This window comes from Arthrobacter sp. CAN_C5 (assembly GCF_017875735.1).
GTDB lineage: Bacteria > Actinomycetota > Actinomycetes > Actinomycetales > Micrococcaceae > Arthrobacter_D.
Genome location: NZ_JAGGMZ010000001.1, coordinates 513,667 through 527,430, shown reverse-complemented (window position 1 = coordinate 527,430; position 13,764 = coordinate 513,667). Strand labels below are relative to the sequence as shown.

Below are 13,764 nucleotides of genomic sequence, written 5' to 3'. Positions count from 1 at the left end.
CAATGGGATTGTCTGGACAATCCCATTGGCTGGGCCCGGTCGGCGGGAAAATGGCGGGATGTTCGCCGTGGAGCCCGACGCCGTAAGGCTGGGTCATCCTGCTAGAGCCTGCTTTGCGGGTCAACTTTCTCGCCGTCGACCAGGAGTTCGAAGTGGAGATGGCAGCCGGTCGAGTTGCCGGTGTTGCCGACCGCGCCCACGTTCTGCCCCTTGGATACCTTCGTGCCGACGTTGACGCCGAGCACGCTCAGGTGGTTGTAGGAGGTTTCCAGACCGCCGCCGTGGTCCACCCCGATCCGCTGGCCTCCCCCATAGGCGTGCCACCCTGATTCGACCACCGTGCCGGCCCGCGAGGCCAGAACGGGCGTGCCGCAGGCGCCGGCGTAGTCGGTTCCGGTGTGCAGCTCGTTGCCGAATCCACCCATGGGGTTGACCCGGTACCCGAATGACGAGGCGATTGCTGCGCCCTTGATGGGTGGGGCGAACGCGGCGTCGTCGACGGGCGTGGACAGGACAGTGGTCTTGGGTGCCTTGGTCGCGGTGGTGGCCTGCGGTGATTCCCTGCCGAAGTCGATCACGGCCTGGACATCAGCGGTGACGGGCGCTGCCACGGCGGGGCCATCGCCTGCGGTGGGAGTCGCCGTGGGCGACACCTCCGGGGAAGGGAAGAATGCAGTCAGCGCGATTCCCGCTGCCGCAGCGAGAGCAACGGTGGCCAATGTGGCGGACCGGCGGGTGGATGTGGGCTGGGCGGGCGCGCGGCGGCGTCCGGACGTGACCGGTTGAAGCACAACGATTACCTCTCTCAACGCCGGTGGGGATAGCTGTCGGATTCGAGCACAGGAGGGCTCGGTCCACTGCTGCGACTCCCGCGAGAGGGAGGTAAGATCCGCGGAGGGCAACGGCGCTTTGGTCAGCCAAGGCTGCCGGAAGGCAATCCTCCACCCCTGCCACGATGAATTGGGGGCCGGCTGCTGGCAGGGTCAGGCGTGCAGACGGAGAGCCAAAAAAATGCGGTTAGCTCCCACCAGCGTAGGCGAGTTGCTAAAGAGTTACAATTTCGTTACTTCGGTTAGAGCGTGGCGATTAGGTTAATTCAGACCGTCCACGTCGCCAGTAACCCATGAAAGCCACCTGCTTGCGGTCGATGCCCACGTCACGGACCAGGTAGCGCCGGAGCCCGCGCACCACGGCGGCCTCGCCGGCAATCCAGGCGTAGAACGGGAGTGCACCGGAGGGCCGGTCCGGGTTCATCGACATATTCAGCGTTGAGGCGTTGAGCCGCTGCGGGGTTTCCCACAGGATCGTCTCGTCGATGTTGACTTCCTCGGGCTCTGGTCCTGCAGCGGCGGCAGCCGCCGCGGCGAGAGTCAGCCCCGCCCGTGAACTGGGATCCACACCGACGGCGAAGGGCGCGGCCAGGGACACCCAGCCCGGCACCCGGACGGCGTCGCGCACTGCGGCGTCGAGGAGTTCCCCGTGGGGCCGGGTCCCCCGGGCCAGCCAGGTAATCTTGACCGCTGAGGTGGTTCCGACCTCCTGGAAATCGGAGGGGTCCGGCACCTCAAGGAACGCATGTCCGCCAATGTCGGCGGGGAGGGATTCCAGGATGGCGCTGATGGCGGGGACGGCTGTCTCGTCACCGGCGAGCAACACGTGCTGGGCCAGTCCGGGACGCCATTCGATACCGCCGTAGGAGCCGGCGGTGGTGCAGGTGGCGGCGTGGACGTTCGGGCCGATCACCCAGATCCGGTCGCCGGGGGTAGCCGCGGCGGCCCATAGCGATGCCGGCCCCCCGTTGCCGTCGGCATCGAAGTGCATGACGAAGTCGACGTCAATTTCGGGCTCTTCGGCGCCGCACCGGGTTTCCCGGACCGTGTAGGTGCGCATCGACCCACGCTCGGCGGGGTCCATGGCGAGCCACTGCTGATACCAGCCGGGCCCGTCGGTGGGCGCCTCGAGCAGTTCGCGCAGGTTCAGCCGGGGCGCGTCGCCGTCGCGCGTGGCAGGGATCATCACCTTGATCCGCAGGTCGAGGGTGGGACCCAGGACGCCGAAGTCCCGGAGGTGGGCTCCCCCGAAGGTGATCCGCTGGAAGTTGTCGCTGAGGCGTTGCACCCGGGTGACGACGACGTCGAACGCCGTCACTGCCGCGGCGGCGGACTCGGTGCGCTGCGCGGTCCGCTGGCCCGGCCGGGCGGTCCGGTTGCTGACTTCGGTCATGATGCTGCCTCCAGATAGTGCGCGGACAGCGTGTCCTGCGGGTTAGGCAGGAACCCCTGCCCGGTGGTCGATTCGGGTGCTGCGGGAGTGCTTCCGTCGCCGGAGTGGTGCCGGCCGACCGGGACCACCATGGGCGTGCCGGACACGGGGTCCGGGATGACCCGGCATCGCAGGCCGAAGACGGCTGTCACCGTCTCCTCGGTGACCACCTCGGCGGGGCTCCCCTGGGCGGCGATCCGGCCGTCGGTCATGGCGATGAGGTGGTCGGCGTAGCGTGCCGCAAGGTTGAGGTCGTGGAGCACGATGGCCACGGTGGTGCCGTCGCGCCGGTTCAGGTCGGTGATGAGGTCGAGCACCTCCACCTGGTGGGTGACGTCGAGGAAGGTAGTGGGTTCATCCAGGAGCAGGATGTCGGCCTGCTGGGCCAGCGCCATCGCGATCCAGACGCGCTGCCGCTGGCCGCCGGAAAGTTCGTCGACGAAACGGTCCGCCAGCTCAAGGGTGTCGGTGGCTTCCAGCGCTGCGGCGACGGCGGCGTCGTCGTCGTCGGTCCACTGGCGGAACCAACCCTGGTGGGGGTAGCGTCCGCGGCCCACCAGGTCCGCGACGGTGATGCCATCCGGTGCCACCGGGGTCTGGGGCAGCAAGCCCAGGGTGCGTGCGACGGCGCGGGTGGACAGCGAATGGATGTCCTTGCCGTCGAGGCTGACGACGCCGGCGGATGGCTTCAGCAGTCGGGCCAGCCCGCGGAGGAGCGTTGACTTGCCGCAGGCGTTGGCGCCGACAATCACGGTCACCTTGCCGGCCAGCAACTCCAGGGTGAGGTCCTGGACCACTTTGCGGTCGTCGTAGGCGAGTGTCAGCTCGCTGGCGGTCAATGCCATATCAGCCTCCCTGGCCTGAGCGGTTGGCGGTGACGAGCAGCCAGAGAAGGAACGGTGCGCCGAGGACGCCCGTCACCACTCCGACCGGCAGCGAGACACCGGGAATCATATTGGCGGCCACAAAATCAGCGGCAAGGACGATGACCGCGCCGACCAGACCGGCGGCGGTGAGGGACACCGCGCCCTTGACGAGACGGCGGGCAATCGGGCCGGCGAGGAAAGCGACGAAAGCCACCGGGCCGGCCGCAGCTGTGGCGACGGCGGCGAGGGCCACTCCCACGGTGATCAGGCCGAGCCGGGACGGCTCCACCCTCAGTCCAAGGCTGGCTGCTGTGTCGTCGCCGAGCTCCAGTCCGCGCAGTCCGCGCAGTCCGCGGGAGAGGATCGCGGCGGCGGGAATCAGCAGCAGCAGGGCCAGGAACAGGATGGTGGCCCGGTCCCAGTTGCTCGAATTGAGGGAACCATTCAGCCAGACCATCGCATCCGAGGCGGTGCGGATGTCCGTGCGGGTCAGCAGGAAACTGACCAGTGCGTGCATGACGGCGGCGAACCCGATCCCCACGAGGATGAGCCGGTACCCGGCCACCGATCCGCGGCGGGAGAGCAGGTAGATCGCGCCGGCGACGGCCAGCGCCCCGACGAGGGCGGAGAGGGACACGGCCACCCCGGCCGCGCCGAACAGCACCATCGCCGCGACCGCTGAGGCGCTGGCACCGTAGCTGATCCCGATGATGTCGGGACTGGCGAGCGGGTTGCGGAGCATGGTCTGGAAGATAGTGCCCGCGAGGCCGAAGGCCACCCCGATCAGAACAGCGATGACCGCGCGTGGCAGCTTGTTCTCCATCACGATGAAGGTGGCCCCGGGGATCTCCGCACCGCCGAGGATCCTGAAGAAATCGGGGATGGTCACCGTGTAGCTGCCGAGCAGTACGCTGACGATAAACAGCACCGCGGTGATCGCGGCGAGGATCAGGATCACGCGTCGGCGTTGCGCCGACTGGTGCCGCCGGGCGCCGCTCAGGATGGCCTGGGTGTTCCTCACCGGGCCGGTTGGCGTGACGGGCGGGGAGGTCTGCAGGCTCACAGCTGGGCCAGCTTCCGCGCTCGAACCAGCCAGATGAAGACCGGGGCGCCGATGACGGCGGTCATGATTCCCACCTGCACCTCGCCAGGGGGCAGGATCAGGCGGCCGACAATGTCGGCGCCGATCAGGAGCACCGGTGCCAGTACTACCGAGAACGGGAGAATCCAGCGGTAGTCGGGGCCGGTGAGGACCCGCACGATGTGGGGAATCACCAGCCCGACGAAGGCGATGGGCCCGGCGGTAGCGGTGGCAGCGCCGCACAGAATGACGACGCCGAGGGCTGCGACACCGCGGGCCACCGCAACGTTCTGGCCGAGTCCCCGGGCGATGTCGTCGCCGAGGGAGAGGCTGTTGAGGGCCTTTCCGGTCGCGAGGGTCAGCAGGGTGCCGATGATCAGGGACGGCAGCACCGGAAGCAGGATGTCCCAGCCCCGGCCTGACACGGTTCCCACCTGCCAGAACCGGAAACGGTCGAGGGTCTCCTGGTTGGATACCAGGACGGCGTTCATCAGACTGCCCAGGCCGGCGGAGAGCGCTGCGCCGGCGAGCGCCAGTTTGAGCGGGGAAGCGCCTTCCCTGCCCAGACTGGCAATGGCGTAGACGACGACGGCGGCGAGTGCCGCCCCGCCGAAGGCGAACCAGATGTAGCCGCTCACGTCGGCCACACCGAAGAGGTAGATGCCCATCACGATGGCAAGCGCTGCCCCCGCATTGACGCCGAGGATGCCGGGGTCGGCGAGCGGGTTACGGGCCACTCCCTGCATGGCTGCACCAGCGAGGCCGAGGGCGGCACCCACCATCAGACCGGTCACGGTGCGCGGAATCCTGGAATGGACTACCGCATGATCGCCGTTGGTCGGGTCGTAATCTGTCAGCGCAGCGATCAGGACGTCGAAGCTGATGGGCCGGGATCCGAACGCGAGGGACGCGGCGCAGACCAGGGCGAGCGCCAGCACGGCCCCACCCAGCTTGAGCATCCGGCGTCGGCTACGTGGCTTCGACGGGGCGGCGGGATGGCTCTGCGGGGGCGCAGGCGCAGTCTGCACTGCCATGGCGCCTCCTTCTCCGTCTGTGTCGTCCTCAACCGTCCGGGCCGTCGATCGCCGGGAACAAAACTTCGACCTAAGTAAGGCTAGCCTAGGGTTACTTCCATTAGGAAACGGTTGTGTTCCTTAATTCGGTCCCTGCTCAGTGGTTTTCCGGCCCGCCCGACGTCGGCGGCGTGCAGGTTTCCCCAGGTACTGCAGTCCGCCGTCGTCGTTCCACGGCGTGTTGCCCCCGACACGCAGAAAGCCCCGCCGGTAGCCGGGGAATCCGGTACGGGCGGGGCTCATGACTGAGGATGCTTTCCACTCAGTCATACTTTCGAGAAAGCTAGGCGGGAGGGGTGCCGTTTCCGAACGGTCGCCCGCCGAGGCGCTCCCGACCGTGTTCGGTGTGCCAGTTGGCCAGTTCCGGGCCCTTGGGCACGATGCCGGTGGGGTTAATGTCCTCGTGCACGATGTAGTAGTGGTCCTTGATCTGGTCGAAGTCCACGGTGTCACCGAATCCGGGAGTCTGGAAAAGATCCCGGGCGTAGCCCCACAGGGCTGGCATCTCGGTGAGCTTGCTCCGGTTGCACTTGAAGTGGCCGTGGTAGACGGCGTCAAAGCGCACCAGGGTGGTGAAGAGCCGGACGTCGGCTTCGGTGATCGTATCTCCGACCAGGAACCGCTGGTGGCTCAACCGCTCCTCAAGCCAGTCCAGCGCCGCGAATAGGCGGTCGTAGGCCTCGTTGTAGGCCTCCTGTGAACCGGCGAAACCGCAGCGGTAGACGCCGTTGTTGACCTCGGTGAAGATCCTCTTGCTGACCTCATCGATTTCAGCGCGCAATTTTTCCGGGTAGAGGTCGGGTGCACCTTCGCGGTGGAAGTCTTTCCACTCGGTGGAGAAGTCCAGGGTGATCTGCGGGAAGTTGTTGGTAACGACCGCGCCGCTGGGCACATCAACGATCGCCGGCACGGTGATGCCGCGCGGGTACTCGGGGTCCCGCTTGAAGAATGCTTCCTGCAAACGTTCGATACTCAGGACCGGGTCGCGGCCGTCGGGATCCAGGTCGAAAGTCCAGGACCGCTTGTCATGAGTGGGACCGGGAGTGCCGAGGGAAATGGCGTCTTCCAGTCCGAGCAGCCGACGCACGATGATGGCGCGGTTGGCCCACGGGCAGGCGCGGGCCGCGATCAGCCGGTAACGTCCCGCCTCCACTGGGAAGCCGTCCGCACCGTCGCGGGTGATCCGGGTTTCAATGTAAGTGGTGTCGCGGCTGAATTCCTTGCCCGTGTTCACATAGGCGCCGCGCATGCTGTGCTCGTTGTCAGTCATATCCTCAGCCTAATATCCCGCTGCGGGCTGTCGATCAGAACAGCCCGCAGCGGGGGGTGGAGTTAATCACTGTGAATGCCGGATGGCACTCAGCTGTCGTTGCTGTGCTGAGTGGACTCGCGCTCGTACTTCCGGCGCAGTTCCCGGCCCTTGTCGATGTCCTGGAGTTCCTTGTCGTGCTTCTTGCGGCTCGCAGTGTCGTCCCGTGGGGGAAGCTGCAGGGTTTCCTCAGCTTCAATACCGGCCTGCAACTGACGCCCACGCTCCAGTTCGGCGTCGAACTCGGCACCGAACAGGAGGGAGAGGTTCGCCAGCCAGAGCCAGAGCAGCAGCACGATCACGCCGGCGATCGCGCCGTACGTTTCGTCGTAGCTGCCGAAGTTTCCGACGTAGAAGGCGAAACCAGCGGTGGTGATCGCGAGGACGAGCAGCGCCACAAGCGACCCCATGCTCGTCCAGCGGAATTTGGGCTGCTTCACGTTGGGTGCGCCGTAGTAGAGGATAGCGATCATCAGGACGGCGAAGGCAACCATGACCGGCCACTTGGCAATGTTCCACACCAGCAGCGCCGTATCTCCCAGCCCAATCACATTTCCGACCGATTCAGCGATCGGGCCGGAAAGGATCAAGAGCAGCGCCATCAGCACCACCAGCAGGAGGACGACGGCGGTGATCAGGAGCATCACCGGGCGCAGCTTCCAGATTGGCCGGCCCTCTTCCACCTCGTAGACGCGGTTCATCGCCCGGCTGAAGGCGTTCACATACGCGGATGCGGACCAAAGGGCGCCGAGGATACCGATAACCAAGGTGATTCCTGCCCCGGAGGAGGAGGCAAGACCTCGGATCGTGGTTGTCAGCGTCTTGTTGTCTGCGGCGCCGGGCGCGACCCCATCCAGGACCTCCAGCACCGTATCGGTGGTGGTCTGCGCCTGCCCAAACACACCCAACAGTGACACCAGTGCAAGCAGGGCCGGGAAGATGGCCAGCACCGCGTAATAGGTGAGCGCGGCCGCCAGATCAGTGCACTGGTCCTTGCCAAACTCGCGGACGGTGCGCTTGAATACGTACCCCCAGGCTGGCTTCTTCAGATCGGCAGGACTATCGGGTTTCCGATCGTCGTCGGGATGCGGCGCGTTCTGCGCCTTGTCCTGGGTCTGCGCTTCGGGGGAATCCGCCGCTGTCCCGCTGCTCTGTACCAATTGGTACCTCCACGTTGTCTGCTGTGCCCCTGACCAAATCGTAAGGACGCTTACTAGTACCTAAGCGTACCTAAGGATTACCGTTGAGGCATGGCCCTTACCCCTGAATCTTCTGCCGAACCTCTGCGCGTTGCCGTGATTGGTGCGACCGGCAACGTCGGAACCGCTGTGCTGCGTCGGTTGCAGCGTGCGAACCAGGAACGTCCAGGTGGCGTGAAGATCCTGGGCTTCGCCCGCCGGCTTCCCGACACCACCCAGGCACCCTATGCGGGCTGCGAGTGGCACGCGCTGGATGTGGGAACTGATGACGGTCGACGTGCACTGACCGCCGCGCTCGACGGCGTCGACGCCGTCGTGCACCTCGCTTGGGCAATCCAGCCGAACCGCAACGAAGCGGCAATGCACCGCACCAACGTCACGGGCACTGCTCATGCCCTGCAGGCAGCGGCCGATGCCGGGATCCCGCATTTTGTCTGTGCGTCCTCGGTCGGTGCGTACCTCCCCGCGAAGAAAAGCGAACGGGTGGACGAGGGATGGCCCCACGGCGGCATCAAGACCTCGCATTACAGCCGCCACAAGGGGGAACAGGAGGCGCTCCTCGACAACTTCGCCACGCGACACCCGGACACGGTTGTCACCCGTCTCCGCCCGGGGTTGATCTTCCAGCAGGAGGCGGGCAGTGAGATCGGGCGGTACTTCCTCGGCCCACTGGTTCCGAAGTTCCTGCTGGACCACCTTCGCCTGCCCCTGCTTCCGATCCCGGAACAGCTGGTTTTCCAGGCTGTCCACGCCGACGACGTTGCCGACGCGTACTGGCGCGCCGTCGACCGCCGCGTTCCGGGTGCGTTCAACATCGCCGCCGAACCGGTCCTTACACCCACCCGGCTGGCCTCCCAGTTGGGCGCCCGCCGGGTCGTGGGGCTTCCTGTGCGGCTGTTGCGCGCCGTCGTCGGCGTGACCTGGGCTCTAGGACTGCAACGCACCGATCCGGGGTGGATCGATATGGCAGCCCAGTCGCCGCTGATGGAGACGGACCGTGCCCGGACGCTGCTCGGGTGGGAGCCCGAGCACTCCTCGCTCGACGCCTTGAGCGCCGCCCTTACCGGGCTCAGTGCGGGCGACGGCGTCACCGCCTCCCCCGCACTCAAACCCCGGAACTGACCCTCGGCCCCTCAAACCCCGGGGCTGACCCTCGGACCCTCTCCCCGGCGCTACTCCTTCACTGCCCCGGCAGAGGCGTTCATGATCTTCTTCTGGAAGATGAAGAACACGATCGCCACCGGAATGGTCGTCAGGGCCGCCGCCGCCAGTTTCAGCGGGTACTGGGTCCCCTGGCTGAGCTGGCCTGACGCCAGCTGCGCCACGCCCTTGGTGAGGGTCGTCAGGGCTGGGTCCTGGGTCGAGATGATGAAGTGGTTCAGCTCGTTCCAGGAGCCCTGGAAGGACAGGATGACGATGGTCATCACCGCGGGCCGGGCCATCGGCAGCACAATCGACCAGAAGGTGCGGAACGTCCCCGCCCCGTCAACGCGCGCCTGTTCCTCGACGCTGGGCGGAATGGATTCGAAGAAGTTCTTCATGATGAAGACACCCGCGGCGTCGGCGAGCAGCGGCAGGATCATTCCTGCGTAGGAGTCGTAGATACCGAGCTGGTTGATCACCAGGAACTTCGGGATCAGGAGGACGACGCCGGGCACCGCCATGACAGCGACGAGCAGGGCGAACACCAGTCCACGGCCACGGAAATTGATTCTGGCCAGCGCGTACCCGGCGAGGCAGTTAAAGAACACCCGCCCAGCGGTCACGAACACGGTGACGATGAACGAATTCCGACCCCAGATTGGGAAGTCGGAGTTGGCGAACAGGGTTTCGTACGCGGCGAACGTCCAGTGCTGCGGGATCAGGCCCAGCGGGTCCTGCGCGGCGTCGGGCTCGGTTTTGAACGACGTCGCCACCTGGGTCAGGAACGGGAAAATATAGATGATGGCCAGGATGATCAGCACGACGTAGGAGATCCAGACGCCGCGGGTGACCTTCTTGCGTCGGTTCTTGATTCGCTGCGGGACCTCGGGCGCCGAGGCGGGCTCGGGTGCCGGGGATGGGGCTACGGTGGTGCTCATCGCCGGTCTCCTTCTGTGGTGCCAGTCTGGTTGGTGCCGCCCGGGCTGGAGTCTCCCGGACCAGTGTCACCGGGATCCCGGCCCTTCACGCGGTCCGCGTGACGGACACTGGATTGCGCTGCGGCGGCGGTCCTGGGGTCAGCGCCGACCGGGACCATGCGGCTTCGTTTTGGTACGTCCCGCTCCCTGAGCGCGTACCGCTGCAGGATGGTGAGCACCACGATGATGCCGAAGAGGATGAAGGCAATGGCGGCGCCTTCGCCCCACCGCTGATTGTTGAAGGCCGAGTTGAAGGATAGGTAGGCGGGCGTCAGGGTGGTCTTCGCCGGTCCACCCTGAGTGCCGACATAAATCTGGTCAAAGACCTGCCAGGTGCCGATCAGCCCCAGGGTCAGAACGGTGAAAAGGGTGGGACGAAGCATGGGGAGAGTCACCTGCCAGAACCGCTGCCAGGCGCTGGCGCCGTCGACCATCGCCGCTTCCTGCACTTCCCCACTGATGTTCTGCAGAGCGGCGATGAACAACAGCATGAACGTGCCGGAAGTGGTGAAGATGGCCATCAGCACAAAGGCACTCATCGCGACGGAGGGTCCGGCCAGCCATTCCCAGCCCGGAATACCCAGGAAACCGGGGTCCTGCAACCCGGCGGGCGCCTGGTTCAGACCGAAGACCGAGAAGAGGATGTGGAAGATCCCGCGGGGATCCTGGAACCAGTTCGGCCCGGAGATGGCGAAAAAGGACAGCACCTTGTTGACCACGCCGGTGGCGCTGAAAAGGAACAGCCAGAGGACGGTGATCGCCACGGAGCTGGTGACCGAGGGAAAGTAGAAGGCGGTCCGGAACAGACCGCGGCCCTTCAGGACCTGCTTGTTGACCATCACTGCCAGGAACATGGCCAGCGCGGTCTGCAGCGGAACCACCAGCAGCACGTAGTAGAAGTTGTTGCGGATCGCGGTGCCGAAGTCCCGGGCGGATAGTCCTTCGCCGCCGAGGATGGCCGAGAAGTTCTCCCCGCCGACGAAGGTGACGTCGCTTCCGAAGGGGCTGCCGCGGCCGGTCCAGTCCGACATGCTGACCCAGGCTGCCATCAGGACGGGAATCACCAGGAAGAGTCCGAGGATCAGCACCACCGGGGAGATGAAAAGCCAACCGGTCAGGCCGGTGCGGCCCTGGATTCCCGTGCGGCGGCGGAACGCAGGAGGTGCATCCTTGGTGCCGGACGGCTTCTTTGCCGCTGTACGTCGTGCCACTGCGTCCTCGTTCTGTTACCCCGGGGGTGAATTACTGAGTGGTGAATCGCTGGTGGTGAATTGCTGGTGGTACCGCAGGAGCACCCGATCTCTTGGACGGTCAGGGTGCTCCTGCGGTTGTTTGGTTACCGGTTATCCGGCGTCCGCCACGACTGACTCCATGTCGGTCTGGAGGGTGTCCAGCAGCTGCTGGAGGTCGGCGGTCTTGATCGTCTCGAGCTGGGCGTTCAGCTCTGCAAGCACGTCCGATGCACCCTGCTGGGCTGGCAGGTTCTGCGCGTAGTCGCCACCGGCGATGAACGCTGCCAGGTCGGGGTACTGGGTTGACCAGTCCTCGGCTGCTGACTGCAGTGACGGCATGACGCCGAAGGCCTCAGCGAAGCTGAGTTGGGTCTCGGCGGTGGTCAGGTGTGCGACCAGTTCCTTGGCGCCCTCAATGTTGTCGCTGTCGGCGGCGATGCCCCAGCAGTTGGTGAACTGCAGGGTTCCGGGGCCGGCAGGACCCTCGGGCAGCTCGGCGACCTGGTAGTCGACGTCGGGGAAGTCGTTGCTCATCGCACCGGCGATCCAGTTGCCCTCGATCACCATGGCGGCCTGGCCCTTACCGAAGGCCTCACCACCCCAGCCCGAACCGAGGTCTGATGAGAACGCGGCAACGCCGTCGTTCATCATCTTCTGGACAAAGGTGAGACCCTCAACGTTCTCGGGGCTGTTGACGGTCGCTTCGCCGTCGGTCACGAGTCCGCCACCGGCCTGGGCCGTGAAGACTCCCAGACGCTGGAACTCGGGGCCGTAGCCGAGGCCGACGACATCGTCGGTGGTCAGCTGCTCAGCCACTGACGCCAGTTCTTCCCAGGTGGTCGGCACGTCGTCCTCGGTAAGGCCGGCTTCTTCCCAGAGGGCGTTGTTGATGACCAGGCCCAGGGTGGAGAAGTCCTTCGGTGCGCAGTAGAGCTGGTCCTCGTAGGTGAACGCTTCCTGCAGTGCGGGGTAGAAGTCGTCCTTGTTTTCCAGGTCGTCACCGTACGGCTCAAGGGACCCGTTGGCCGCATAGCCAGCGAACAGGTCGGTGGAGACGTAGAAGACGTCGGCGGGTTCGCCCGAGGCGAAGCCCTGGCTGAGCTGCTGGGGCAGGTCGGAGGCCACGCTGACGCTGGCGTCCATGCCGGACTCGGAGGCCCACGCGTCGACTGCCTCAGTGACGGAGGTGGTCTCGGCTTCGCCGGAAGAGCCGATCAGCACCGAGATCGGTGCGTCAGTTGCGCCTTCCGCCTCGGCTGATTCGCCCTCGGAGCCCGAAAATCCTGATCCGCCGCAGGCGCTTAGTACCAGGGCTGCCGCGGCTGTCACGGCGACGGCGAGCGTCTTCCTGCGGGTGCGGAAGTTTCCAGTCTTCATTGTCTGATTCCTCATTCTTTTGTTTATTTCGGGCTAACTAGCGTTTGTTTTTTTCGGGCTATCTAGGGGGATGGGCGGGTGGGGTCACGCCAGCCAGCCGTCGCCGGCCAGCGGGTGCGGGAAGCGCTGCGCCAGGGTGGGCGTGAGCAGCAGGTGTTTGTCGGGTCGGCCGCTCGCCGCGTCACCCGAGAGTGTGTGGGCGAGCACCCTAATGATGTGCCGCGCGGCGTCCTCGATTGGCTGGGCAATGCTGGACAGCCCGACGGCGGCGGCCACCGGAGTGTCGTCGAAACCGATCACATCCGGGGTGGTGGGCGCCGGATACCGGCTCCGGAAGGTGGACAACGCCCCGAGTGCCAGACTGTCGCTGGCGCACACCACTGCGGTGGCCCCGGCGGCAATGACCTGCTCGGCAGCCCGCGCCCCGGCGGGGACACCGTCGGGCACGCGGAGCTCAAGCTGGTCAGCGGACAAGCCGGCGGCACTCACTGCACGGCGCCAGCCGTCCCGGCGGTCATCGCCGGCACCGGAACCTGCCGGCCAGCCGATGAAGCCGATCGCGGTGTGTCCCTGAGCGATGAGGAGGCGGGTGGCCTGTTCGGTGCCAGCACCACCGTCGACGTCCACCCAGGGATGCAGGGACGTGAATGGGTCCTCGGTGTCGCTCCAGGGGCGCCCGAAGGAGGCGAACGGAACCTCGTTTTCCAGCAGCCAGGCGGTCCGCTGGTCGCCGTGGTGGGTGCCGGTGAGGACAAAACCGTCCAGGTCAGCGACGTTGAGGAGGTCCTCGTACTGGCGAACCTCGTCGTCGTCGGTGGCGGCGCTGAAGAGGGTCAGGCGGTAGCCCTCCTCCTGGGCGGCCTCCGTCAGGGCGTGCAGGAAACGGTCGAGGATTGATCCGTTGATGCCATCGACCACCGGCATCATCCGGATGCCGAGGTTCATCGAGCGGCGGGTCCGCAATTGCCGGGCGGCGGCGCTGGGCCGGTACCCGCTTTCGGCGATGGCGTGTTCCACCCGCAACCGGGTTTCCGGTTTGACGCGGTGGGGCGCGTTGATAACGTTGGAAATGGTCTGCCGGGACACGCCGAGGGACTCGGCCAGGCTGACCAGCGTTGTCTTCGCCATTGCACTCCCTCGCGCTTCACTCTCACGGCAGCTTTCGACCGGCTGCCTGTTTACAAGAATATGAACGTTCAAATATGATGTCAATCACTAAGTTGAACGATCAAATAACGTTTTGAC

Annotated in this window: 13 protein-coding genes; 1 reads left to right on the top strand and 12 read right to left on the bottom strand. The window is 65.8% G+C overall.

Annotated features, from left to right (window positions below):
* Positions 1-101 precede the first annotated feature (101 nt).
* The 8 genes from H4V95_RS18725 to H4V95_RS02540 all read right to left on the bottom strand — a co-directional run bounded on the left by H4V95_RS18725 (position 102) and on the right by H4V95_RS02540 (position 7,751).
* A complete protein-coding gene (locus H4V95_RS18725) occupies positions 102-791 on the bottom strand; it encodes a M23 family metallopeptidase (RefSeq protein ID WP_312883921.1) in 690 nt (229 codons plus the stop codon).
* Positions 792-1,086: 295 nt separating this feature from the next.
* Positions 1,087-2,223, bottom strand: coding sequence for a siderophore-interacting protein (locus tag H4V95_RS02570; protein ID WP_196865495.1), 1,137 nt, complete (start codon positions 2,221-2,223; stop codon positions 1,087-1,089).
* Entirely contained in the window at positions 2,220-3,107 is an 888-nt protein-coding gene (locus tag H4V95_RS02565; RefSeq protein WP_209728612.1) for an ABC transporter ATP-binding protein, read from the bottom strand. Before H4V95_RS02565 ends, H4V95_RS02570 begins: the two co-directional genes overlap by 4 nt.
* 1 nt (position 3,108) lies before the next feature.
* Complete coding sequence (locus tag H4V95_RS02560) at positions 3,109-4,131, bottom strand: FecCD family ABC transporter permease (protein ID WP_395939860.1); 1,023 nt, start codon at positions 4,129-4,131, stop codon at positions 3,109-3,111.
* Positions 4,132-4,187: 56 nt separating this feature from the next.
* On the bottom strand, positions 4,188-5,243 hold the full coding sequence (locus tag H4V95_RS02555; RefSeq protein WP_209728610.1) for an iron chelate uptake ABC transporter family permease subunit: 1,056 nt from the start codon (positions 5,241-5,243) through the stop codon (positions 4,188-4,190).
* Between the two features lie 120 nt (positions 5,244-5,363).
* Positions 5,364-5,525 carry a hypothetical protein gene (locus H4V95_RS02550; RefSeq protein ID WP_209728607.1) on the bottom strand — a complete coding sequence of 54 codons (162 nt, stop codon included), beginning with the start codon at positions 5,523-5,525 and terminating at the stop codon, positions 5,364-5,366.
* Positions 5,526-5,565: 40 nt separating this feature from the next.
* On the bottom strand, positions 5,566-6,552 hold the full coding sequence (locus H4V95_RS02545; protein ID WP_196865499.1) for a glutathione S-transferase family protein: 987 nt from the start codon (positions 6,550-6,552) through the stop codon (positions 5,566-5,568).
* A gap of 89 nt (positions 6,553-6,641) precedes the next feature.
* A complete protein-coding gene (locus tag H4V95_RS02540) occupies positions 6,642-7,751 on the bottom strand; it encodes a YihY/virulence factor BrkB family protein (protein WP_196865500.1) in 1,110 nt (369 codons plus the stop codon).
* Positions 7,752-7,874: 123 nt separating this feature from the next.
* On the opposite strand from H4V95_RS02540, the gene H4V95_RS02535 reads away from it, so the two are divergent.
* On the top strand, positions 7,875-8,912 hold the full coding sequence (locus tag H4V95_RS02535) for an NAD-dependent epimerase/dehydratase family protein (protein WP_196865620.1): 1,038 nt from the start codon (positions 7,875-7,877) through the stop codon (positions 8,910-8,912).
* Between the two features lie 50 nt (positions 8,913-8,962).
* Here the strand turns inward: H4V95_RS02535 and H4V95_RS02530 are convergent, their stop codons facing one another.
* The 4 genes from H4V95_RS02530 to H4V95_RS02515 form a co-directional block, all read right to left on the bottom strand.
* The gene (locus H4V95_RS02530; RefSeq protein ID WP_209728605.1) at positions 8,963-9,871 is read right to left on the bottom strand and encodes a carbohydrate ABC transporter permease; all 909 of its coding nucleotides are present in this window, start codon (positions 9,869-9,871) and stop codon (positions 8,963-8,965) included.
* Positions 9,868-11,121: a carbohydrate ABC transporter permease gene (locus H4V95_RS02525; protein WP_395939785.1), complete on the bottom strand. Its 1,254-nt coding sequence runs from the start codon at positions 11,119-11,121 to the stop codon at positions 9,868-9,870. Before H4V95_RS02525 ends, H4V95_RS02530 begins: the two co-directional genes overlap by 4 nt.
* A gap of 132 nt (positions 11,122-11,253) precedes the next feature.
* On the bottom strand, positions 11,254-12,519 hold the full coding sequence (locus H4V95_RS02520) for an extracellular solute-binding protein (protein WP_209728603.1): 1,266 nt from the start codon (positions 12,517-12,519) through the stop codon (positions 11,254-11,256).
* A gap of 84 nt (positions 12,520-12,603) precedes the next feature.
* Positions 12,604-13,647, bottom strand: coding sequence for a LacI family DNA-binding transcriptional regulator (locus tag H4V95_RS02515; RefSeq protein WP_209728601.1), 1,044 nt, complete (start codon positions 13,645-13,647; stop codon positions 12,604-12,606).
* Positions 13,648-13,764 lie beyond the last annotated feature (117 nt).